General features: G+C 67.5%; 25 protein-coding genes and 1 other RNA gene. 11 read left to right on the top strand and 15 right to left on the bottom strand.

Annotation, left to right across the window (positions count from 1 at the left end; translation table 11 throughout):
• Window positions 1–121 precede the first annotated feature (121 nt).
• Window positions 122–1378, bottom strand: coding sequence for a 6-phosphofructokinase (locus ABE422_RS13535; protein ID WP_346483146.1), 1257 nt, complete (start codon window positions 1376–1378; stop codon window positions 122–124).
• A gap of 141 nt (window positions 1379–1519) precedes the next feature.
• Here ABE422_RS13535 and ABE422_RS13530 point away from each other — a divergent pair, with 141 nt between their 5' ends.
• The 3 genes from ABE422_RS13530 to ABE422_RS13520 all read left to right on the top strand — a co-directional run bounded on the left by ABE422_RS13530 (window position 1520) and on the right by ABE422_RS13520 (window position 4373).
• Window positions 1520–2083 (top strand): adenylate kinase, encoded by a 564-nt coding sequence (locus ABE422_RS13530; protein WP_019183836.1) that lies wholly within the window; start codon window positions 1520–1522, stop codon window positions 2081–2083.
• Between the two features lie 334 nt (window positions 2084–2417).
• Complete coding sequence (gene mpl, locus ABE422_RS13525) at window positions 2418–3782, top strand: UDP-N-acetylmuramate:L-alanyl-gamma-D-glutamyl-meso-diaminopimelate ligase (protein ID WP_313209179.1); 1365 nt, start codon at window positions 2418–2420, stop codon at window positions 3780–3782.
• 12 nt (window positions 3783–3794) lie between these two features.
• Window positions 3795–4373, top strand: coding sequence for an LON peptidase substrate-binding domain-containing protein (locus tag ABE422_RS13520; RefSeq protein WP_346483145.1), 579 nt, complete (start codon window positions 3795–3797; stop codon window positions 4371–4373).
• Window positions 4374–4426: 53 nt separating this feature from the next.
• Here ABE422_RS13520 and ABE422_RS13515 read toward each other — a convergent pair whose 3' ends face one another.
• The gene (locus ABE422_RS13515) at window positions 4427–6430 is read right to left on the bottom strand and encodes a VTT domain-containing protein (protein ID WP_346483144.1); all 2004 of its coding nucleotides are present in this window, start codon (window positions 6428–6430) and stop codon (window positions 4427–4429) included.
• A 102-nt stretch (window positions 6431–6532) separates the two neighbouring features.
• Between ABE422_RS13515 and ABE422_RS13510 the strand changes: the two genes are divergently transcribed.
• Window positions 6533–7195, top strand: coding sequence for a serine/threonine protein kinase (locus tag ABE422_RS13510; RefSeq protein WP_346483143.1), 663 nt, complete (start codon window positions 6533–6535; stop codon window positions 7193–7195).
• Between the two features lie 69 nt (window positions 7196–7264).
• Here the strand turns inward: ABE422_RS13510 and ABE422_RS13505 are convergent, their stop codons facing one another.
• Complete coding sequence (locus ABE422_RS13505) at window positions 7265–7936, bottom strand: hypothetical protein (RefSeq protein WP_313209183.1); 672 nt, start codon at window positions 7934–7936, stop codon at window positions 7265–7267.
• A gap of 115 nt (window positions 7937–8051) precedes the next feature.
• On the opposite strand from ABE422_RS13505, the gene ABE422_RS13500 reads away from it, so the two are divergent.
• Together ABE422_RS13500 and ABE422_RS13495 are read left to right on the top strand one after the other, a co-directional pair.
• Window positions 8052–8870 (top strand): NAD(P)-dependent oxidoreductase, encoded by an 819-nt coding sequence (locus tag ABE422_RS13500; RefSeq protein WP_313209184.1) that lies wholly within the window; start codon window positions 8052–8054, stop codon window positions 8868–8870.
• An 82-nt stretch (window positions 8871–8952) separates the two neighbouring features.
• Entirely contained in the window at window positions 8953–9918 is a 966-nt protein-coding gene (locus ABE422_RS13495; RefSeq protein ID WP_313209185.1) for a YiiG family protein, read from the top strand.
• Window positions 9919–9960: 42 nt separating this feature from the next.
• Here ABE422_RS13495 and ABE422_RS13490 read toward each other — a convergent pair whose 3' ends face one another.
• Window positions 9961–10833, bottom strand: a complete 873-nt coding sequence (locus tag ABE422_RS13490) for an ion transporter (protein ID WP_313209186.1) — start codon at window positions 10831–10833, stop codon at window positions 9961–9963.
• 65 nt (window positions 10834–10898) lie between these two features.
• Between ABE422_RS13490 and ABE422_RS13485 the strand changes: the two genes are divergently transcribed.
• Window positions 10899–12128 (top strand): acetylornithine transaminase, encoded by a 1230-nt coding sequence (locus ABE422_RS13485; protein WP_346483142.1) that lies wholly within the window; start codon window positions 10899–10901, stop codon window positions 12126–12128.
• Window positions 12129–12187: 59 nt separating this feature from the next.
• On the opposite strand, the gene ABE422_RS13480 is transcribed toward ABE422_RS13485, so the two are convergent.
• On the bottom strand, window positions 12188–12799 hold the full coding sequence (locus ABE422_RS13480) for an HAD-IA family hydrolase (protein ID WP_346464632.1): 612 nt from the start codon (window positions 12797–12799) through the stop codon (window positions 12188–12190).
• Between the two features lie 113 nt (window positions 12800–12912).
• Here ABE422_RS13480 and azu point away from each other — a divergent pair, with 113 nt between their 5' ends.
• The gene (azu, locus tag ABE422_RS13475; RefSeq protein WP_346483141.1) at window positions 12913–13371 is read left to right on the top strand and encodes an azurin; all 459 of its coding nucleotides are present in this window, start codon (window positions 12913–12915) and stop codon (window positions 13369–13371) included.
• A gap of 176 nt (window positions 13372–13547) precedes the next feature.
• Here azu and hemL read toward each other — a convergent pair whose 3' ends face one another.
• Window positions 13548–14837, bottom strand: coding sequence for a glutamate-1-semialdehyde 2,1-aminomutase (gene hemL, locus ABE422_RS13470; RefSeq protein ID WP_313209190.1), 1290 nt, complete (start codon window positions 14835–14837; stop codon window positions 13548–13550).
• 15 nt (window positions 14838–14852) lie between these two features.
• Window positions 14853–15485 (bottom strand): thiamine phosphate synthase, encoded by a 633-nt coding sequence (gene thiE, locus ABE422_RS13465; protein ID WP_346483140.1) that lies wholly within the window; start codon window positions 15483–15485, stop codon window positions 14853–14855.
• A gap of 72 nt (window positions 15486–15557) precedes the next feature.
• Between thiE and ABE422_RS13460 the strand changes: the two genes are divergently transcribed.
• On the top strand, window positions 15558–15749 hold the full coding sequence (locus tag ABE422_RS13460; protein WP_313209192.1) for a rubredoxin: 192 nt from the start codon (window positions 15558–15560) through the stop codon (window positions 15747–15749).
• Window positions 15750–15780: 31 nt separating this feature from the next.
• Here ABE422_RS13460 and ABE422_RS13455 read toward each other — a convergent pair whose 3' ends face one another.
• From ABE422_RS13455 to ABE422_RS13420, 8 genes are all read right to left on the bottom strand, one after another.
• Complete coding sequence (locus ABE422_RS13455) at window positions 15781–16626, bottom strand: tetratricopeptide repeat protein (protein ID WP_123730293.1); 846 nt, start codon at window positions 16624–16626, stop codon at window positions 15781–15783.
• 62 nt (window positions 16627–16688) lie between these two features.
• A complete protein-coding gene (locus tag ABE422_RS13450; RefSeq protein ID WP_123730294.1) occupies window positions 16689–17141 on the bottom strand; it encodes a DUF192 domain-containing protein in 453 nt (150 codons plus the stop codon).
• Window positions 17142–17186: 45 nt separating this feature from the next.
• A complete protein-coding gene (gene rpiA, locus ABE422_RS13445; protein WP_346464634.1) occupies window positions 17187–17834 on the bottom strand; it encodes a ribose-5-phosphate isomerase RpiA in 648 nt (215 codons plus the stop codon).
• A gap of 26 nt (window positions 17835–17860) precedes the next feature.
• The gene (locus ABE422_RS13440) at window positions 17861–18337 is read right to left on the bottom strand and encodes an EVE domain-containing protein (RefSeq protein WP_313213073.1); all 477 of its coding nucleotides are present in this window, start codon (window positions 18335–18337) and stop codon (window positions 17861–17863) included.
• Window positions 18338–18350: 13 nt separating this feature from the next.
• Window positions 18351–18950 (bottom strand): 5-formyltetrahydrofolate cyclo-ligase, encoded by a 600-nt coding sequence (locus ABE422_RS13435; protein WP_313213075.1) that lies wholly within the window; start codon window positions 18948–18950, stop codon window positions 18351–18353.
• 79 nt (window positions 18951–19029) lie between these two features.
• A non-coding RNA gene (gene ssrS / locus ABE422_RS13430) (6S RNA) lies at window positions 19030–19214 on the bottom strand.
• Window positions 19215–19346: 132 nt separating this feature from the next.
• Complete coding sequence (locus tag ABE422_RS13425) at window positions 19347–19646, bottom strand: cell division protein ZapA (RefSeq protein ID WP_313213077.1); 300 nt, start codon at window positions 19644–19646, stop codon at window positions 19347–19349.
• On the bottom strand, window positions 19643–19864 hold the full coding sequence (locus ABE422_RS13420; RefSeq protein WP_019183857.1) for a TIGR02449 family protein: 222 nt from the start codon (window positions 19862–19864) through the stop codon (window positions 19643–19645). Before ABE422_RS13420 ends, ABE422_RS13425 begins: the two co-directional genes overlap by 4 nt.
• A 165-nt stretch (window positions 19865–20029) precedes the next feature.
• Between ABE422_RS13420 and ABE422_RS13415 the strand changes: the two genes are divergently transcribed.
• Together ABE422_RS13415 and ABE422_RS13410 are read left to right on the top strand one after the other, a co-directional pair.
• Window positions 20030–20578 (top strand): UPF0149 family protein, encoded by a 549-nt coding sequence (locus ABE422_RS13415; protein WP_121039475.1) that lies wholly within the window; start codon window positions 20030–20032, stop codon window positions 20576–20578.
• A gap of 7 nt (window positions 20579–20585) precedes the next feature.
• Window positions 20586–21911, top strand: coding sequence for an aminopeptidase P N-terminal domain-containing protein (locus ABE422_RS13410; RefSeq protein ID WP_346483180.1), 1326 nt, complete (start codon window positions 20586–20588; stop codon window positions 21909–21911).
• Window positions 21912–22070: the final 159 nt, after the last annotated feature.

The raw sequence follows: 22070 nt of genomic DNA, 5'->3' as shown, positions 1-22070 counted from the left end.
CCGGCCAGCGGCCGGCACTACCCGAGCGCCGGACAGCGCGACGATGCCGGCCAGCGGCCGGCACTACCCGAGCGCCGGACAGCCCGACGATGCCGGCCAGCGGCCGGCACTACCGGGTCGATTACGCCTCGAAGGCAGGCAGCTTTCTCTTCACCGCCACGTTCTTCAGCGTCACGTACTTCGGCAGCCCATCGGACCCGTACGGCAACGGGGCTTCCCCCTTGATCAGCGGGGCGAGATAGGCGCGGGCCTTGTCGGTGATGCCGAAGCCATCGCGGCGGATGAAGCCGGCCGGCATCTTCTTCTCGTGGTTGGCCACCTTGTGCAGCGGGGCCGCTTCAATCTTCCAGCGGTAAGGCGTGTCGCTGGTGCGCACGATCACCGGCATCACCGCGTTCTGGCCCTTCAGCGCGAACTGCACCGCCGCCTTGCCCACCGCCTGTGCCTGCTCCCAGTCGGTCTTGGAGGCCAGATGGCGTGCCGAGCGCTGCAGGTAGTCGGGCAGGGTCCAGTGGACCTTGTAGCCCAGCCCATCCTTGACCCGCGCGGCCAGCTGCGAAGCCACGCCACCGAGCTGGGTGTGCCCGAACGAATCGGTGCCGCCGCCCGCATCGGCGACGAAGCGACCGTCGGCGGTCTGGATGCCTTCGGAGGCGACCACTACGCAGTAGCCCACGCGCTCGACCACCTGTTTCACTTTGGCCAGGAACGCCGCTTCGTCATACGCGCGCTCGGGCAGCAGGATGATGTGTGGGGCGTCATCGGCGCCCTGGCCGGCCAGGCCCGCAGCCGCCGCGAGCCAGCCGGCGTGGCGGCCCATCGCCTCGTAGACGAATACCTTGGTCGAGGTCTCGGCCATCGCGGCCACATCCAGTGCTGCTTCGCGTACGGAGACGGCGGTGTACTTGGCGGCCGAGCCGAAGCCCGGGCAGGTATCGGTCACGGCCAGATCGTTGTCGATGGTCTTGGGCACGCCGATGCAGGTCAGGTCGTAGTCGAAGGCCTTGGCCAGCTGGGAGACCTTCCAGGCGGTATCGGCCGAATCGTTGCCGCCGTTGTAGAGGAACCAGCGCACGTCATGGGCGCGCAGCACCTCGAGCAGGCGCGCGTACTTATCGCGGTCGGCCTCCAGCGATTTGAGCTTGTAGCGGCACGAGCCAAACGCGCCGCCGGGGGTATGGGCGAGGGCGGCGATGGCGGCGGCGGTCTCCTTCGAGGTATCGATCAGGTCCTCGCGGAGCGCGCCGAGAATGCCGTTGCGCGCGGCCAAGACCTTGATTCCTTTGGCCCTTGCGGTGCTGATGACCGCCGAGGCGGTGGCATTGATGACGGCGGTGACGCCGCCTGACTGGGCGTAGAGCAGGGTACCGTTGGACATGATGCGACCTTGGTCTGGGGGAAGGACATTGCAGAGACATTACCGGTATGGGGTAAAGTGCGCGTATTGCGGTGCAGCGTGATTGTGGGCAATCCCGGGGCGCGCGCCCTTCCATTTTCTTACCAAGTTGGAGTCAGGTTGATGCGATTGGTTCTGTTGGGACCGCCCGGTTCGGGCAAGGGGACGCAGGCGACGCGCCTGAAGGAACATCTCTCGATTGCGCACATTTCCACCGGTGATCTGCTGCGCGCTGAAGTCGCCGCCGGCACCGAGCTGGGCAAGCAGGCCAAGGCTGTGATGGATGCCGGCAACCTGGTGTCCGATGACATCCTGCTGGGCATGCTCGAGTCGCGCCTGGGCCAGGACGATGTGGCCAAGGGCTTCATCCTCGACGGTTACCCGCGCAACGTGGCCCAGGCCAACGCGCTGGACAGCCTGCTGGCCAAGATCGGCCAGCCGCTGGATGCCGTGGTGCAGCTGGACGTGCCGACCGAACTGCTGGTCGAGCGCATCGCCGGCCGCGCCGCCGAACAGGGCCGCGCCGATGACAATCCCGAATCGGTGCGCCAGCGCCTGCAGGTCTACAACGACCAGACCGCGCCGGTGGTGGATTTCTACGCTGGCCGCGGCACCCTCGCGCGCGTTGATGGCGTGGGCGAACTGAACGACGTGGAAGCGCGCATCCGCGCCGCGATCCAGGCCTGATGCGGGTCGGTGCCGCTACGGCGGCACCGCGCCGGCTGTACGTTTGCCGGCGCCGCAAACACACACGCCCGGCCCCCGAAGGGACCAGGCGTGTGGTTTGAAGGTGCCAGCGAGCGGGCTTGCTCAGAGCCCCGCAGCATGAGCCCCCCTGGGGATGGCCTCTTGGGGAGTAGGACCAATGGGGTACTGCGGCTGGCCAATAGAATTGTGTCCGTCTTCACAGTATGGCGCTATCGGGAATTCCCCGACACCGCGCTGGATTTTTCTGATAGTCGACTAGGAGTTGTCTGACGGCGATCTCCATCGACGGTGGCGATCGGCGACAATCGTACGCATGAGCACGATCCACATTCTTGGCATTGCAGGCACTTTCATGGGCGGCGTGGCCGCACTGGCGCGCGAGAAGGGCCATACGGTCCGCGGCAGCGATCAGGCGATCTACCCCCCGATGTCCACCCAGCTCGAACGGCTGGGCATCGCCCTGGATCCGGGCTACCGCGCCGACAGCGTGGCGCCGGACTGCGACGAGGTGGTGATCGGCAATGCGCTGTCGCGTGGCAACCCCGCCGTGGAAGCGGTGCTGGATGCAGGCCAACGCTACATCTCCGGCGCCCAGTGGCTGTCCGAGCAGGTGCTGCCGGGCCGCGATACCCTGGCGGTCGCCGGCACCCACGGCAAGACCACCACCACCACCATCCTCACCTGGCTGCTGCACAGCGCCGGGCGTGAACCCGGCTTCCTGATCGGTGGCGTGGCCGAGGATTTCGGCGTCTCCGCGCGTGTGGGCAGCGGCCGTGAGTTCGTGGTCGAGGCCGATGAGTACGACACCGCGTTCTTCGACAAGCGCAGCAAGTTCGTGCACTACCGGCCGCTGGTGGCGATCCTCAACAACCTCGAATACGACCACGCCGATATCTTCCCGGACGTGGCCGCGATCCAGCGCCAGTTCCACCACCTGATCCGCACCGTGCCCGCGCGTGGGCGCCTGATCGTCAACGGCGAAGATGCCTATCTCGCCGACGTGCTGGCGATGGGCTGCTGGACCCCGGTGGAGCGCTTCGGTTTCGATCCTTCGCTGGAATGGCATGCCGAGCTGGTGGAGGCCGACGGCAGTGTGTTCGTCGTGCACCATCGCGGCGAGCGGGTCGGTGAGGTGCGCTGGTCGCTGCTCGGCCGCCACAATGTCCTCAACGGGCTGGCCGCCCTGGCTGCCGCGCATGCGGTCGGCGTCGAGCTGGCCACCGTGATCCCGGCGCTGGCCGCGTTCCGCAGCGTCAAGCGCCGGATGGAAGTGATCGGCCAGGCACGCGACATCACCCTCTACGACGATTTCGCGCATCACCCCACCGCGATCCGTACCACCCTCGAAGGCCTGCGCGCCAAGGTGGGCGATGCCCGCATCGTGGTGGCCATGGAGCCGCGCAGCAATTCGATGCGGCTGGGGGCACACGCACAGGCGCTGGCGCCCTCGCTGGACGGTGCCGACGCGGTGGTGTTCCTGCATCGCCCGGAACTGGCCTGGGATGCGGCGAGCGTGATCGCCGCCGTCCGGGGTGAGGCCCATGCCGTGCCCGATACGGATGCGCTGCTGGCTCAGCTGGGCGCGATCGCAGCGCCGGGTGACCATGTGGTGTTCATGTCCAACGGCGGTTTCGACGGGGCCCCGCGCCGCTTCCTGGCGCAGCTGCAGCACCCCTGAGGGACGCGGGCCATGACCGACACCGCTTCACTGCCCCTGTTCCCGCTGCACACCGTGCTGCTGCCCGGCGCGGCGCTCGGCCTGCGGGTGTTCGAACGCCGCTACCTGGACATGCTGCGCGAATGCAGTCGTGCGGGGACTGCCTTCGGGGTGTGCCTGATCCTGGACGGTGAGGAGGTCGGTGCGCCGGCATTGCCGGCCGCCTACGGGGTTGAGGCGCGGATCGAGGATTTCGACGTGGGCGCCGATGGTGTTCTGGTGCTGCGCCTGCGCGGCCAGCGCCGCTTCCATGGGGATCACACCCGCGTGCGCGACAACGGGCTGATCATTGCCGAAGTGACCTGGTGCGCCGCCGACAGTGACGATGAACTGCAGCCCGAACACGCGCTGATGGCCACCGTGCTGGAGCACATCATCGAGCAGGCCGGCGCGGCCTTCGCACCGGTCAGCCCGGCGCAGATGGAGCAGGCCAGCTGGGTTGGCTGGCGCCTGGCCGAACTGCTGCCGCTGCAGGATGCGCAACGCCTGCAACTGCTGCAACACGATGACCCGCACCAGCGCCTGCAGGCGCTGCTGGACTGGATGCCGTAACGCGCGGTTCCCCCCGCGTTACGCCCCCTCGGCCGGGTAGCTCCGGCGCTGCATCACTCGGCCGGTGGCATGCGCACGCGCAGCACCGGCATCTCGGTGTCTGGATGGGTATCGACCTGCAGCGGCAGCCCGTCCAGTGCCTGGCGGACCGCATTGAGCGACGGGTCGATGCCACGCATCGGCCGCCACATCCCGATCAGCTTGAAGTGCTGCTGGTAATGCAGCGTCTGCGCACTGCCCAGCCACAGCGGTTCATTGTCCGGCGCCGCCAGGCGTGCCGGTGCCGGCCACAGGCGCAGCGCGAAGATCTCATTGGGCGCATTGCCAGCCCGCAGCATCAGCAGCGATTCGACCTGGGTATCCAGCGTGGCCGGCAGTACCGGCACCTTGTCCTTGTCGGAGGACTTGTCGAGCATCAACAACGCCTGCTCCCAGCCCGCCTGGGGCTGCACGCGCCAGCCCTGGCTTTCCAGCCGGCGCTGCAGCGGCGCCAACGGACCGGCCACCTGCACATCCAGCGGCCAGCGCTGATCGTCGTCGAACTCATTGCGACGCGAGGGCAGGTGCTGCCATTCGGTCGTCCACCAGGCCTGGGCATCCAGCGGCGCCGGGGTCGGCTGGGCAGGCTCGAAGCGCGCCAGTTTCACCGGGATGTTGCGTGGGGCATACCAGAGCGCGGCGATGGCGAAGGTGCCGTAGAACAGCCATGCCACCGGCTTGACCCAGAACGAGCGGTTGAACCGGCGGCGGTAGGCGATGCCCAGCACCAGCAGCCAGAACAGGCCGAACAGCATGCCGCCGATCACATCGCTCAGCCAATGCGCGCCGAGGTAGATGCGGGCGAAGCCGATCAGGCTGACGATGATGCCCGACAGCAGGTAGGGCCATACGCGGGTGCGCCCCGGCAGTTCACGGGCGATCAGCACGGCGAAGAAGCCGAAGGTGATCGTGGCCATCGTCACCGACACGGACGGGAAGCCGAAGCCGCTGCTCGCATCCGGCGGGCGGACCACGTCCACCGTCGCACCGAGCAGCTTGCACAGCGCCAGCCCGAAGGCGAGCGCGGCCAGCCAGTGCGCGGCCGCCATCCAGCGCCGGCGCCAGACCAGGTAGCCCATGCCTGCCGCGGTGGCCGGCAGCAGGACCTGCCAGGCGCCCAGCGAGGCCAGCGCGGCCATCGGGTAATCGGCCAGCGGATTGCGCAATGCCAGCATCGCGTGGTGCACGGCCAGATCGACCATCAACGGCTCGCCGTGGGCGACCACCGCCATCAACAGCACGAACCAGCCCCAGCCGAGCAGCAGCAACATCACCGCCAGCATCGCCAGCGGCACCGACTCGCGGCGCTGCGGGTCGAACACGGCGACCGAGTAACGGCCCAGCGTCGGGTGACGCTGCGACCAGGCCAGCAGACTGGCCAGCCAGCTGTCCATGCGCGAGGCCGACCAGCGGTAGCCATACAGCACGATCGCCCACACCAGGCCCATGATCACGCCGAGCAGGGCCAGCACCATCACCAACCGGCCGGCGACCGCGGCGACCGCGTCGTAGGCCTCGCCCAGCACCCAGCCGGGCGCCAGGAACAGGACGGCCCAGGACAGGCTGGCGATGCCGCTGGCCTGGATATAGCGCGACAACGGCATCTTCATCATGCCGGCGATGGCCGGCACGAACGGGCGGATCGCGCCGACATAACGCGCCACCAGGATGCTCTTGAAGGCATTGCGGCGGAACATCGTCTCGCCGCGATCGAGCAGCTGCGGGTATTTGCTGAAGGGCCAGAAGCCCCGCAGCCGATCGCCCCAGCGCCGGCCTACCCAGTAGCTGATGCCGTCACCGGCGAATGCGCCCAACGCCGCGCAGGCCACGGCATACGGCCCGGAGATCTGGCCCAGGCCGATGAACACCCCGACCGCGAACAACAGCGGCAACGCGGGCACGATCGCGCCCAGCACGATGACCGCATCGCAGAAGGCAATGAGGAAAATGACCGCGCCGGCAAGCACGGGGTGAGCTGAGATCCACGCAAGCGTGGCATCGATCCATGACGAGTCCATCGGGGGATTATAGGGGGGGCAAAGTGACTGACTGCCCGCCAGACGCCGGGAATGTGCGGCATCTGCAGTGAATGAACGCGATCACCCGCCTAGAATGGCGGCATGACACGCCCTGCCGATCCCGCCCCGACCGCCCTCAAAGCCGACAGCTTTGGCCGCATCCTGCTGATGGAAGAGGATGGCCAGCGCTTCGTGCGCCGTGACCTGGAGGCAACGCCGTGGTGGTTGCGGGTACCGGCGTGGTGGCTGGCCCGGCGCGAGGCACGCGCGCTGGCGCATCTGGATGGCATGCCGGCCACGCCGCGGCTGCTGCGCTGGAACGGGCGCTGGCTGGACCGCAGCTTCATGGACGGAGATGCCATGTACCAGCGTCCGCCGCGTGGCGACCTGGCCTACTTCCGCGCGGCCCGACGTCTGCTGCAGCAGGTGCATCGCCACGGCATCGCACACAACGACCTGGCCAAGGAGGCCAACTGGCTGGTGCGCGAAGACGGCTCGCCGGCCCTGATCGATTTCCAGCTGGCGGTGATCGGCAACCCGCGCTCACGCTGGATGCGCCTGCTGGCCCGCGAGGACCTGCGCCATCTGCTCAAGCACAAGCGCATGTACTGCCGGCAGTCGCTGACCCCGGTGGAAAAGCGGCTGCTCAAGCGCACCTCGTGGGTGCGTGATCTCTGGTTCCGCACCGGCAAGCCGGTCTATCGCTTTGTCACGCGAAAGATCCTGCACTGGGAAGACAACGAAGGGCAGGGTCCCAAGCCGTGAGCGCAGGCAGCGCGCACGCGCCGCAATGACCGGGCGAGCGCCCGGCAGACGCTGACCACGCGCAGCTGATCAGCGCAGATCGAGGATCTGCTTGCCGGCGAAGCGGCGTTGCGCATCGAAATCGTAGGCGACCCGCAGCACCCCATCCTCTGCACACGCATGGCAGGTGCGCAGCGGCGTGCTGTAGATCAGGCGCACGCCGCCGTTGGGCAGTGCTTCGCTGCCGCTGGCTTCGGCCGGGGCAAACGGTGAGGCATCCGGGTGTGCATCCAGGAACGGTTTGACGGTGGCATCGGCGCGCGACATTTCCGGCAGCACGTCCGCATCCACATCCACCGTGTGCCCGGCGCTGTCGACCAGCAGCGTGCCTTCATTGGTGTTGGCACGGAACGGGTATTCGATGGTGGCGATGCCCACGCCGTCCTGGTCCCGCCATGCGCTCACGTAGCCGGGATTGCCCTGCGCCCCCAGTTGATGGGCGGCGGCGATCGCCTGCGGGCTGGCCTTGGCGGCCTGCATCGCCTTGGACAGGCAATCATCGGCGACCGGTGCCTGGCCACGGCAGGCATCGACCTCGCCGTCCCAGATCGCCGCTTCGCCGAACGGGGAGGTGCCCCCGGCGGTGCCCGGGACGGTAGCTGCGTTCTGCGTCGCGGAGGCGGCAGGATCGCCAGCGGGTTGGCAGGCGCCAAGGGCCAGCACCAGGGCCAACGCGGTCAGGGGAAGGCGGATCGCCGTCATGTCGCTCATTCCATGCAGAACGTGAACGCCCAGTATCGGCGCGGCGCATGAATCCGGCGTGTGCCGGGGCGGCATAATGCGGATTCACTGCACCCGCATCCAAGGAATTCCGCGCATGGCCAGTCTGCAAGGCAAGACCCTGTTCATCACCGGCGCCTCGCGCGGCATCGGCCTGGCCATTGCGCTGCGTGCGGCACGCGACGGCGCCAACATCGCGATCGCGGCCAAGTCCTCGGTGCCCAATCCGAAGCTGCCCGGCACCATTCACAGTGCCGCCGAGGCGGTGACCGCCGCAGGCGGGCAGGGGCTGGCACTGAAGTGCGACATCCGCGAAGAAGACCAGGTGCGCGCGGCCGTCGCTGCCACCGTGGATACCTTCGGTGGCATCGACATCCTGATCAACAACGCCAGCGCGATCTGGCTGCGCGGCACGCTGGACACGCCGATGAAACGCTTTGACCTGATGCAGCAGGTCAATTCGCGCGGCAGCTTCCTGTGCGCGCAGGCCTGCCTGCCGCATCTGCTGCAGGCGCCCAACCCGCACATCCTCACGCTGGCGCCGCCGCCGACGCTGGACCCGAAGTGGTGGGGCCCGCATACCGGTTACACGCTGGCCAAGATGGGGATGAGCTTCGTCACCCTCGGCCTGGCGGCCGAGTTCGGCCCGCAGGGCGTGGCCGTCAACGCGTTGTGGCCGCGCACGGTGATCGCTACCGATGCGATCAACATGATTCCCGGCGTGGACATCCGTGGCTGCCGCACGCCGGCGATTCTGGCCGACGCCGCGCACGCGGTGCTGTGCCGTGAGGCGGCCGGTTTCAGCGGACAGTTCCTGCTCGATGACGAGGTGTTGGCGCAGGCGGGCATCACCGATCTGAGCGGCTACGCCGTCGATCCATCGCGCCCGTTGATGCCGGACCTGTTCCTGGAGTGACGCGCGTTCGCTGCGCGCGATGACAACAGCTGCACACACTGGGCTGCTATGGTGCGTCCCCCCAATTGGTATGGACACTCGCATGTCATCTCGCACACGGACCGCGCCGCTCGCCGCCGCCATCGCATTGATCAGCCTGCTCGGCGCCTGCAGCAAGGGGCCGGGCAGCGTCGCCGATACCCAGGGCGTGGAGAAGGTGAACGCCTACATCGCCTGCTTCAACGCCGTTGAACAGCCGATCCACGAAGGTTTCCAGCAGTACATCGGCTGGATGCAGGACCCCGAGGCCGGCCCGACCGGCAACGAGAAAAAGGTGCGTGGGCCAGGTACGGTGCTGTCGCATCGCGTGGAGGCATGCAATGCCCCGATGGTGGCGGCGCTGGCGATGACGCCGGCGGAGCCCGAGCTGGATCCGGCGGCAAGCGCTTACCAGAAGACGTTCGTCGACCTGTACGCCCTGATCGAGCAGGCCGACCGTTACTACAGCCGCGAGGACTACCTGCGCGATGACCATGCCGGCATGCGCGCCCAGCATGCGCCGTTGATGAAGGCCTATATGGCGTTCTTCGATGCAGGTACCGCACTGGATGCCGCACTGGAAAAGCGCGAAGACGAACGCCGTGCCGAACAGCTCAAGGAGATTGAAGCCTCCGAAGGCCGCTCGATGGCGTACTACCAGATCAAGATCCTCGGCGACGGCAAGCAGCTGACCCAGCTGCTCAACAGCGAGACGCCCGATCTGGCCGTGGCCCGCACCCAGCTCACCGCGTTCCAGGCGCTGCTGCAGCAGGCGCAGGAGGACAAGGTCGGCAAGGGCGATGCGATGTGGGGGCACGTGGAGCGTGCGGCCGATGCGCTGGCCCGCGATGCCGGCCGTCGCATCGAGCGCGTGGAATCCAGGACGCCCTACACCCGCAGCGAGCAGATGCTGATCGAGAGCGGCGGCCGGATCAACAACCCGCAGGGCTCGGCCGAAGCGTTGCTGGTCAGCTACAACGACCTGGTCGACATGAGCAACCGCCTGGCCCAGACCAGCGGCGCACGCTGAGCGAACGCGGGGCCGGCTGCCAGGCGGCCCGCCCCGCGTTGATCAGACGTTGAAGACCGGGGGCAGTTTCTCGCCGCAGTGTCGGCAATGCACGGCATCCGGTTCGTGGCCTTCCAGCCCGCAGTGCGGGCAGCCGCGCGCATCCCGGCGCGCGGCATGCTCGGCATCGCGCATGGTATTGGCCAGTTCGGCGGTGTAGATGCCGGTGGGTACGGCGATGATGCTGTAGCCGATCAGGATCAGCACCGAGGTGACGAAGCGGCCCAGCACGGTCTGCGGCACGATGTCACCGAAGCCCACCGTGGCCATGGTCACCACCGCCCAGTACATGCTGCTGGGGATGCTGGTGAAGCCGTGGTTGGGGCCTTCGATCACGTACATCATGGTGCCGGCGATGATGGTGATGGTGATGACCGTGAACAGGAACAGCAGCACCTTGCGCCGGCTGCGCCACAGTGACTCCATCAGCACGCCGCTTTCTTCGATGTAGCGGGTCAGCTTGAGGATCCGGAACACCCGCAGGATGCGCAGCGCGCGCACCACCAGCAGGCTCTGCGCGCCGGGAATGAACAGCGACAGGTAGGTCGGCAGGATCGAGGCCAGATCGATGATGCCCCAGATGCTGAATGCGTAGCGCAGCGGGCGTTTGACCACCACCAGCCGCAACAGGTACTCGGCGGTGAACAGGATCGTGAAGCCCCATTCGAGCACGTAGAGCCCGTCGGCATAGGCCGCATGGAAGCGCTGCACGCTGTCGAACATGACCACCACCACGCTGGCGACGATCGCGTAGACCAGCAGCAGGTCGAAATTGCGCGAGGGCCGGGTGTCGTGGCGGTAGATGATGTCGAACCACTGGCGGCGCCAGCCGGATTCGGTGGCGGGGTTGAGCTGGGGGGCAGTGAACGGTCGCATGGGGCGCATTGTGCCCCACCGGCCCAAAGCGCGAGAATGGGATCTTTCCTGAGCCGTTGACTGCCATGACTGCCGCTGCCACCGATCCGCTGTTGTCCCTGTCGCATTACTACCTGCCGGTCTACAAACCGCGCCAGGTGGTGCTCGAACGTGGCCAGGGCGCGCGCGTCTGGGACAACCAGGGCCGTGAATTCATCGATCTGGCCGCCGGCATCGCGGTGTGTGGCCTGGGCCACAACGATCCGGACCTGAAGGCCGCGCTGATCGAGCAGGCCAGCAAGTTGTGGCATACCAGCAACGTGTTCTACAGCGAGCCGCCGCTGCGCCTGGCCGAAGAACTGGTCACCGCCTCGCGCTTCGCCGAGCGCGTGTTCCTGTGCAACTCCGGCGCCGAAGCCAATGAAGTGGCGATCAAGCTGGTCCGCAAGTGGGCCTCCTCGCTGGGCCGGCCGGCGCATCAGCGCGTGATCGTGACCTTCCGCGGCAGCTTCCATGGCCGCACCCTGGCCGCGGTGACCGCCACTGCCCAGCCGAAGTACCAGGAAGGCTACGAGCCGCTGCCCGGTGGCTTCCGCTATGTCGACTTCAATGACGAGGTCCAGCTGGAAACCGCGATGGCCGCCGGCGATGTCGCGGCGGTGATGCTGGAGCCGATCCAGGGCGAGGGCGGCGTGATGCCGGCCAAGCCGGGCTTCCTGCAGCGCGTGCGCGAGCTGTGCGACCAGCACAACGCGCTGCTGGTGCTGGATGAGATCCAGGCCGGCATGGGCCGCACCGGCACCTTGTTCGCGCATTGGCAGGACAACATCAAACCGGACATCGTCACCCTGGCCAAGGCGCTGGGCGGCGGCTTCCCGATCGGCGCGATGCTGGCCGGCCCGAAGGTGGCCGAGGTGATGCAGTTTGGCGCGCACGGCACCACCTTCGGTGGCAATCCGCTGGCCGCCGCCGTCGCCCGGGTGGCGCTGCGCAAGCTGTCCTCGCCGGAGATCGCGCACAACGTGAGCCGTCAGTCGCAGGCGCTGCGCGATGGCCTGGGCAAGATCAACGACGAGTTCAAGGTGTTCAGCCAGGTCCGCGGTCGCGGGCTGATGCTGGGCGCGGTGCTGGACAAGGATTTTGCCGGCCAGGCCGGTCCCATCCTCGACCACGCCGCCGAACACGGCCTGCTGACCCTGCAGGCCGGGCCGGAAGTGCTGCGCTTCGTGCCGTCGCTGAACATCACCGATGAGGAAATCGCCGAAGGCCTGAAGCGTCTGCGCGCGGCCGTGCAGTCGTTCATCGCGTCGCGGTAGAGCCGACCGTTGGTCGGCTGCTGTTGTTGTGGCGCGGTAGAGCCGACCGTTGGTCGGCTCTAACCCAGGGCGTACCGCTTGATGACCTTGCCGAACGCGCGGCTGTCCGTCGCGGTCTCGGCCGGCAGACCGGCCAGCCGAGCCCCGCGCACGTTGACGAACAGGTCATCGATGAACAGCGTGCGCTCGGCGCGCGCCCCCAGCAGCGTCACCGCCTTGGCGAATATCGCCGGATCCGGCTTGCGCCCGCCCAGCGCACCGCTGCACAGGATGCGGCCGTGCAGGGCATCGGCCAGGGTGGGAACAAGCTGTGGAATCGTCTGCGCCATCAGCGCGCCGTTGTTGGTCAGGATGCCGATCGGCAGTGCCTGCGCGATCCGCGCCACGCGTTCGATCACCCCTGTTTGCGGTGCGCACGCGGCGATGCGCGCGGCCTGCCACTGCGCGATGCTGATCGTGGTCTGCAGTGCATCACCCAGTCGCTGCAGGTAGGCGTCCGTGGCCATGCCGCTGTCGTAGGCGCGCTCCAGCCCAGTGTCGAACAGCGCCGCCTGCACCTGCGCCGCACTGCAGCCGACGCTCGCGGCCAGATGGCGCACACGCAGGTGCCGCGCATAGCGCACCAGCACGCCATCGAAATCCAGCAGCAGGCACTCGATCACATGCGGCATGGGGCCGTCTCGTCCAGATCCAGTGCTGACCGTAACCCACCCAGTGCCTGCGCTGCGACATCGCGTCGCACGTCGCCTGCACGGGCGGTCACTAGAATCGCGGGGACTGCCTGATGGAGATCGCCTTGAAACTGCTTGCCCCCGTGTTGCTTGCCGGCCTGATGCTGGCCCCGGCCGCCCATGCGCGTGTCTGCGCGATCGCCATCGACAGTACCGACCAGATGAGCTTCAGCCAGAAGGAACTCAAGGTTGCCGCGGACTGCACCCAGGTGAAGCTGACCCTGCGCCACACCGGCAAGCTCGCCGCGACCGCGATGGGCCACAACTGGGTACTGACCCGCGCCGCGGATTACCAGCCGGTGGCGATGGCCGGCATGCGCACCACGTTGGCCGACAGCTACCTGCCCAAGGGCGATGCACGCGTGCTGGCGCACACGCCGGTGATCGGCGGGGGACAAAGTACCAGCGTCACCTTCTCCACCGCCAAGCTGACCAAGGGCGGCGACTACACCTTCTTCTGCTCGTTCCCCGGCCATTTCGCGATGATGAAAGGCCGTTTTCTGTTCGGCTGAGCGCCGAAAACGGCCGGTAGCTACCGACCATTGGTCGGTAGACGCCGTGACGACCAACGGTCGTCACCTACCCGGGATGATCGGTACGCACACCGTGACGACCAACGGTCGTCACCTACCCGGGATGATCGGTACGCACACCGTGACGACCAACGGTCGTCACCTACCGCGTTCTATCAGCCCTTGACGACCTTGAAGGCTTCGCGCGCGGCTTCGAGCGTCGCATCGATGATGCTGTCGTCATGGGCGCTGGACAGGAAGCCGGCTTCGTATGCGGACGGGGCCAGGAACACGCCGCGCTCCAGCATCGCGTGGAAGAAGGTGTTGAACGCGGTGATGTCGCACGCGGTCGCCTGCGCGTAGGTCTCCACCTTCTGGTCAGTGAAAAACAGGCCGAACATCGCGCCGACCTGGGTGGTGGTCACTGCCACGCCTGCATCGGCCGCCGCTGCTTCCAGCCCCGCGCACAGGCGCGCGGCCGAAGCACTCAGGCGATCATGGAAGCCCGGTTCCTGCACCAGTTCCAGCATCGCCAGGCCGGCTGCCATGGCCACCGGATTGCCGCTCAGCGTGCCCGCCTGGTAGATCGGGCCAGCCGGGGAAATCTGCGACATCAGCTCGCGGCGGCCACCGTACGCACCCACCGGCATGCCGCCGCCGATGATCTTGCCGAAGGTGGTCAGGTCCGGGGTGACGCCGTAATGCGCCTGCGCGCCACCGAGGGCCACGCGGAAGCCGGTCATCACTTCATCGAAGATCAGCACCGTGCCGTACTGCGTGCACAGTGCGCGCAGGTGCTGCAGGTAGCCCTCGCGCGGCGGGATGCAGTTGGCGTTGCCGACCACCGGCTCGATGATCAGCCCGGCGATGTGCTCGCCCTGTTCGGCGAACAGCGCCGTGGCGGCCTCGAAGTCATTGTAGGGTAGGGTCAGGGTGAGTTCGCTCAGCCCGGCCGGGACGCCTGGCGAGGTCGGCACGCCCAAGGTCAGCATGCCGCTGCCGGCCTTGACCAGGAACGAGTCGCCATGGCCGTGGTAGCAGCCTTCGAACTTGACGATGCGGCTGCGGCCGGTGGCACCGCGTGCCAGCCGGATCGCCGACAGGGTGGCCTCGGTGCCCGAGTTCACCATGCGCACCATCTCGCAGGACGGCACCAGCCGGGTCAGTGTTTCGGCCATGGTCACTTCGGCTTCGCACGGCGCGCCGAAGGACAGGCCGTTGCCGATCGCCTGCTTGACCGCCTGGCGCACGGCGGTGTGGTTGTGGCCGACGATCATCGGGCCCCAGGAGCCGACGTAATCGATGTAGCGGTTGTCGTCCACGTCATACAGATAGGGGCCATCGGCGCGCTTGACGAAGAACGGCTCGCCGCCGACCGACTTGAACGCGCGCACCGGCGAGTTGACGCCACCCGGCAGAAGCTTCTGGGCGCGGGTGAACAGGGCGTGGGACTGGTCGTGGTTCATGGAGTGTCCTGGGTCTTACGGAAACTGGGCGAGGAAGGCGCGCTGGGCGGCAACCGGGTCGGGGGCGGCGAAAATGCCGCTGACCACGGCCACCAGGTCGGCACCGGCCGCGATGATGGGACCCACATTGTCCGGGCTGAGCCCGCCGATCGCCACCCGCGGCACGCCCAGTGCGGCGCTTTGCCGCAGCAGGTCCGGCGTGGCACGGCTGGCGGTGACCTTGGTGGTGGTGGGGAAGAACGCGCCGAAGGCCACATAGCTGGCGCCTTCGGCCACGGCACGCGCGGCATTGGCCAGCTGGTCGTAGCAGGACGCGCCGATGATGGCGTCGGGCCCCAACAGGGCACGCGCCGCGCCGATGTCGCCGTCGGTGCCGCCCAGGTGCACGCCAGCGGCGCCCACGGCATGGGCCAGCGCCGGGTCGTCATTGATGATCAATGGCACGCCGTGCTGCCCGCACAGCGCCTGCAGCGCGGTCGCCTGCCGCAGGCGCAGGGCGGCATCGGCGGTCTTGTTGCGGTACTGCAGCCAGGTGGCCCCAGCCGCCAGCAGCGGCGCGGTGCGCGCCAGCAGTCGTGCGGTATCGGGCTCGTCGGGGGTGATGAGGTAGACGCCGCGGGGCGGCGTGGGGGCTGAAGCGTGATTCATCAATGGCTACCGGTAGCGCAACGGGAGTGGGACAATGAACGCTGTCAGCTCTTGTCCTGCCGTGATTATCCGATGACCGACGCAACCGCCACCACCTTCCGCACCTGGATGTGCGTTGTCTGCGGCTTCCTGTACCGGGAAGAGGACGGGCTGCCGGAAGAGGGCATCGCCCCGGGCACGCGCTGGGACGACATTCCCGATACCTGGACGTGCCCGGACTGCGGCGTGACCAAGGATGATTTCGAGATGGTCGAAGTCGACTGAGACACCAGCCAGCCGCCGTGTCGCGGCGCCGTCAGTGCAGACGCGGCACCACGCCACCGAGGCCGACCAGCTTCTCACGCACGAACTGGGCATCGCTGGCCTTGGCATTGCGCTTGAGATACAGCCCCAGGTCGCTGCGCGCGCCGGCCTCGTAATCCAGCTGCAGGTAGGCCATGCCGCGGTCACGCAGGGCGTCGTCCTGCTCGGGCGCCAGCTTCAGCAGGCGGTCGGCACTGCGCGCGGCGCGGTCCCATTCGCCGCGTTCCACGTACACGCCGTGCAGGTTGCGCAGCATCCGCATCAGGATCGCGCGTGCCGGGGCCGGGTCCAGGATCTGCGCGAGCACGTCGTCGTCGGGCACTTCACCGCCCAGGTGTGAGCGTGCGCGTTCGCGCAGTTCCTCCACGCCCAGTGGTCGGCCGCCGTTGAACGGGTCCATCACCAGCACGCCGTCGTTGAGTGGCAGGCGCACCAGGAAGTGCCCCGGGAAGGACACCCCGTCCAGCGGGATGCCGAGCCGGCGCGAGACTTCCATCTGCACCAGCGCCAGCGAAATCGGATTGCCCAGGCGGCGTTCGAAGACCTGGTTCAGATAGCTGTTGCGTGGGTCGTAGTACTCGCCGTGGTCGCCGCTGTAGCCCAGCTCGTCGAACAGGTGGCGGTTGACCGCGGCGATCTTCAGCGGCCACATGTCGATCGTGGCGATCTCGGTGCGCAGGTGGTCGGCGTGACTCTGCAGGACCGCGTCGTAGACGGCGGGGTCCAGATCCGGGTATTCGTCCCGGGCGATCAGCAACGCCGTCGGCAACAGCGGCAGCGCCTCGTCATCCAGCTCGGCCAGTGAGTCCCACGTCGGCAATGTGATCTGCCCCTGCATGGGACAAGACTGGCGACAAACGCGCCGCGATTCAAGGGCGCGGCGCGTTTATCGGTGCCCTTTTACTTGCCGTCGGCGATGCCGGGGCCGAACGTGAGTTCGGTGCCGTCCTTGAGCGCCATCTTTTCGGCCTGCCCGGCGTTGAGTTCCAGCACGTAGCGGGCCGGTTCGCTGCTGGGGTAGGGCGGGCAACGATCGCCGGCCGAACACGGCGGCACATCGCGCTGCTGGCTGACCAGGCGGCGCTGCGCATCGAAGTACAGGATGTCCAGCGCGATCTTGGTGTTCTTCATCCAGTACGCCTGCAGTTCTTCGCGTTCGTGGATGAACAGCATGCCGTGGTCCTCGGGCATCTGGTCGCGGAACATCAGCCCGCGGGCGCGGGTGTCGTCATTGGTGGCCAGTTCAACGTGGTAACGGTTGCCGTCCAGCTCCACCCAGTGGCGGGCGTTGGTGCTGGCGCAGCCGGTCAGGGTGAACAGCAGGAGCAGGGGCAGCAGGCGCAACAGGGACATGGGCGTACCTCGTTGGGGTGGCCGGCGCACAGGTCGGCCACGGGGTCAGATCACGATCGGCGGCTCACCGCCGATGATCACCACATCGGCCGGGCGGCGCGCGAACAGGCCGACGCTGACCACGCCCGGCAGCTGGTTGAGCTCGCGCTCCAGCTTGACCGGATCGGTGATCTCCAGGTGGTGGATGTCCAGGATCACGTTGCCGTTGTCGGTGACCACGCCCTCGCGCCAGGCCGGCTGGCCGCCGGTCATGTCCATGATGCGGCGGGCGACCAGGCTGCGGGCCATCGGGATCACTTCCACCGGCAGCGGGAACCTGCCCAGCACCTTGACCTGCTTGCTCGGGTCGATGATGCACACGAAGCGCTCGCTGGCCTCGGCGATGATCTTCTCGCGGGTCAGCGCGGCGCCGCCGCCCTTGATCAGGTTCTTGTTGCCGTCGCACTCGTCGGCCCCGTCCACATACAGCGACAGGTTGCCGGTGTGGTTGAGCTCGAGCACCTCGATGCCGTGCTGCTTCAGGCGCGCGGTGCTCTGGTCCGAGCTGGACACGGCGCCCTTGATGCGGTGCTGGATCTTGGCCAGGGCATCGATGAAGTAGGCCACGGTGGAACCGGTGCCGACCCCCACGATCATGCCGTCTTCGACGTATTCAATGGCTTTTTCAGCGGCCAGGCGCTTGGCTTCGGACATGGCGGGCAACTCTTGGAGGAAAGGGGTCAGTGCTTTTCCAGCGACAGCAGCAGCTTCCACTGCGCAGCGGTCACCGGGAGGATCGAGAGACGGTTGCCGCGCGCGGTCAGCGGGAATCCTTCGCCCAGCGCATCGGCGTGCAGCTTGATCTCATCCAGCGAAATGGTGTCGCGCAGTTTGCGTTCGAAGGCCACGTCCACCAGCATCCAGCGCGGTTCTTCGCGGGTCGCCTTGGCGTCGTAATAGTCCGATCCGGGATCGAACTGGGTGTCGTCCGGATAGGCCTCGCTGGCCACCGTGGCCAGCCCGACGATGCCCGGCACCTTGGTGTTGGAGTGGTAGAACATCACCCCGTCGCCGACCTTCATGCCATCGCGCATGAAGTTGCGCGCCTGGTAGTTGCGCACGCCGTTCCAGGGCTCCCGGCCCACGCGCTGCAGATCATCGATGGAAAAAGCGTCCGGTTCGGACTTCATCAGCCAGTAGCGCTTGCGTGCGGTCATGCGGAGTCTTTGATTACGGTAGGTGCCGACCGTTGGTCGGTACGCAGACGTGGGTGGAGATGTCGGTGCAGATCGCATCCACCGCGACGTCCCAGGGGTGCACCGGCAGGTCATCGACCTGCTGGACCGAGAAGCCCACCCCGACCAGCCACGGCGGCGCCGGGCGCTGGTGGCGGAATGCGAAGCTGCGATCATACCAGCCGCCTCCCATGCCCAGCCGCCGGCCCTGTGCGTCGAAACCAACCAGCGGCGCCACGACCAGCGCCATCTGCTCCGGTGCGAGCGTGTCGTCCAGCGCGAGATCGGGTTCGGGGATGCCGAAGCGGTTGGTGGTCAGTGCCTGCCCCGGGCGCCAGGGCGCGAAGCGCAGCGTCTTCTCGTGCAGGACCGGCAGGCAGTAGGTCAGGCCGGCGGGCAACTGCATCTGCCAGCGGTGCAGCGCGATTTCCCCATCCATCGCCCAGTAGCCGGCGACATGGCCCTGCGTGGGCGCGAAAGGAAGGGCGAGCAGGCCATCGGCCAGGTGTTCGGCGGCGGCCAGGCGCACGGCGGCGGGGAGATCACGGCGGCGTTGGCGCAGCTGCTGGCGCAGTGCGGAGCGCGGGTCGGTCATGCCTGGGTCCGGAGCGTGCGGGGGAAGCGGATAAAACAAGAGCGACGTCCCAAGGGAACGCCGCTCTTGCTGGAATATTGCATTCTCCGCCGTGACGATGCATGCGAAACGACCTTGAACCCGGGGTTCAAGTGGGTACGCTGGGGTTCCATCGGGCTTCCCGCTACAAGGCGGACTTGCACTCCCGGCGCCGTCGCGCACCCGTGGTCGTAATTAAGGGACAAGGCGAATGTTTGCACACGCCGTCGTTCACAGCAGAGAACGCAACGAGGATTATAGCCCTCTTGTGCGATTCGGCCAGTCCGTTCGTCGGTCGAATTGCACTTCAATTCAGATCGATGAAGACCATGCGATGCACTTGTGCAATCGACCACCGCGTGGAACCGGTCGCGTGGATCAACCCGCGTTGTCGAACGCCCGATCCAGGCGGCGATTGAGATCGCTCAGCGTCTGCTGCAGGGCAATGGCCTGCCGGGCGTGCTCATCACGCAGCTGCTGCAGCTCGTGGGCCAGGTTCAGGGCGGCCAGCACTGCGACCCGGTCGACCGCAGCCATCCGGTTGCTGCCGCGGATCTCGCGCATCTTGGCATCCAGCAGCCGGGCGGCGGCGGTCAGGCTCTCGCGTTCCTCGGCCCCCACCCCCACCGTGTATTCACGATCCAGGATGCGGACACTGACCGGTTCGGTCTGGCTCATGTGTGCTGCTCCAGGGACTTGAGGCGGGTGATCATCGCTTCGACCCGGGAGCGGGCCTGCTCGTTCTTGGCCAGCAGCTGGGAGCGCTCGGCCACCAGCTGTTCCTGCTGATGGCGCAGGCTGCGGTTCTCGTCGGCCAGACGCTGGTTGCGCTCAAGCAACGCCTCCACGCGGGCGGCGAAGGCCTGCAATTGGGCGATGGCGTCGGCGGGTTCCATGTCCGGCACCATAGGCAAGGGCGGACGGGGCGGTCAAGCGAATAATGACGGGGCCTGCCGGCCGTCGGCCCACCGGTGCCGGGGCAGGGCCTCGGGCGGGCCATGGCAACCCGGTGGACACAGGTGGATTGCTACACTGTGGCGCTCACAAACCGTAGCCCCAAGATGACCGAACTCCCGAGTGTCGACGACGTAAACCAGGCCAGCCAGGCCCTGGGCCTGGGCGCCAGCGCCGCTGAACTGCACGGCGGCCTGTGCGGCTGGCTGTCCGCCGGTGGTGCGCCGGTGCGTGAATGGCCGGCCCGCGTCCTGGCCGATGACAACCTGCCGACCCCGGCCGAAGGTGACGCCCTGGCGCGCCTGCTCGATGCCAGCGTGGCGCAGATGGAGGACCGCGATTTCGCTTTCGAACTGCTGCTGAGCGATGCCAGCGATACCGCCGCGCAGGCCGATGCCCTGTTCACCTGGGCGCGCGCGTTCCTGGGCGGCTTCGGGCTGGGCTCGGGCCAGAACCGGCCGGCGTTGTCCGAAGAGGGCGATGAAGCCCTGACCGATCTGGCCAAGCTGGCCCAGGCCTCCAGCGAAGACTTCGAAAGCGGCAACGACGATGACGAAGACGCGCTGGCCGAGATCGAGGAGTTCATCCGCGTGGCGGTGCTGCTGCTGCACGGTGACTGTGTCATGGCCGCGCGCCACCGGCAGCGCCTGAACTGAGATGGATATCCGGCAGCTGACCGGCATCTCCTCCGCCGAATACACCCGCCGCCGCCAGCAGTTGATGGAGATGGCCGGCGATGACGCCATCCTGGTGCTGCCGGCTGCATCCGAGCGCGTGCGCAGCCTGGATACGCATTATCCGTTCCGCCAGGACTCGGATTTCTGGTACCTGAGCGGCTTCCCGGAACCGGAGGCCGTGCTGGTGCTGATCCCGGGCCGCCGCCATGGCGAGGTGATCCTGTTCTGCCGCGAGCGCGATGCGGACCGCGAAGCCTGGGATGGCGCGCGCGCTGGCCAGGAAGGTGCGGTGTCGCAGTACGGCATGGATGACGCCTACCCGATCGACGATCTGGACGACATCCTGCCCGGCCTGCTGGAAGGGCGCTCGCGGGTGTACTACCACTTCGGTCGCGATGCCGAGTTCGATCTCAAGCTGATCGGCTGGGTCAACCGGGTACGCTCGCAGGTGCGGCATGGCGCGCAGCCGCCGCATGAATTCCTTGAGCTGGGCCACCTGCTGCACGAGCAGCGGCTGTTCAAATCGACCGCGGAAATCGCCGTCATGCAGCGCGCCGCCGACATCAGCGTGCAGGCCCACCGTGCCGCGATGCACGTGGCGCGGCCGGGCATCCACGAGTACGAACTGCAGGCCGATCTGGAGCGTGTGTTCCGTGCCAATGATGCGTGTGCGGCCTACAGCAGCATCGTCGGCGCCGGTGCCAACGGCTGCATCCTGCATTACCGCGACAACAACGCGCGCGCGCACGATGGCGATCTGGTCCTGATCGATGCCGGTGCCGAGTACCGCGGCTACGCCAGTGACATCACCCGTACCTTCCCGGTCAACGGCCGCTTCAGTGCCGAGCAGCGCGCGCTGCATGACCTGGTCGGTGCGGCGCAGGCGGCCGCGCTGGCCCAGGCCCGCCCGGGCAATGCGTACGAAGCCGGCCATCTGGCCGCCGTGGAAACCCTGACCGACGGCCTGCTGCGGCTGGGCCTGCTCAAGGGCACGCTGGAAGAGAACATCGCCGAAGCGCATTACCAGCGGTTCTACCGGCACAAGACCGGGCACTGGCTCGGTCTGGACGTGCACGACGTCGGCGATTACCGGCTGGCCGGGGATTCGCGGATGCTGGAGCCGGGCATGGTGTTCACGATCGAGCCGGGCCTGTATGTCTCACCGGACGACCGCAGCGTGGAAGCGCGCTGGCGCGGTATCGGCATCCGTACCGAAGATGACGTGCTGATCACCGAGGACGGCCATCAGGTGCTCACCGCTGCACTGGCACGCAGTGCCGATGAGATTGAAGAAGAAATGGCGAAGCGCTGATCCGCTTCAGGGTAGAGCCACCCCATGGGTGGCTGCGGGGTGCGTGACGAAGGCACCGGTGGCCGTGCGGCGCATCACACCGGTAGTGGGGGGGCCCCGGGGGCGCCGGAGGGAAAGACGGCAAGAGGGGGGGGGGGGGCCCCCCGCGCGCGACCGCGC

The sequence above is a fragment of the Stenotrophomonas sp. TWI1151 genome (assembly GCF_039673135.1).
In the GTDB taxonomy this organism is placed as follows: Bacteria; Pseudomonadota; Gammaproteobacteria; order Xanthomonadales; family Xanthomonadaceae; genus Stenotrophomonas.
Note: the sequence above shows the minus strand (reverse complement) of the source record. Positions and strands in the feature narration are given on the sequence as shown.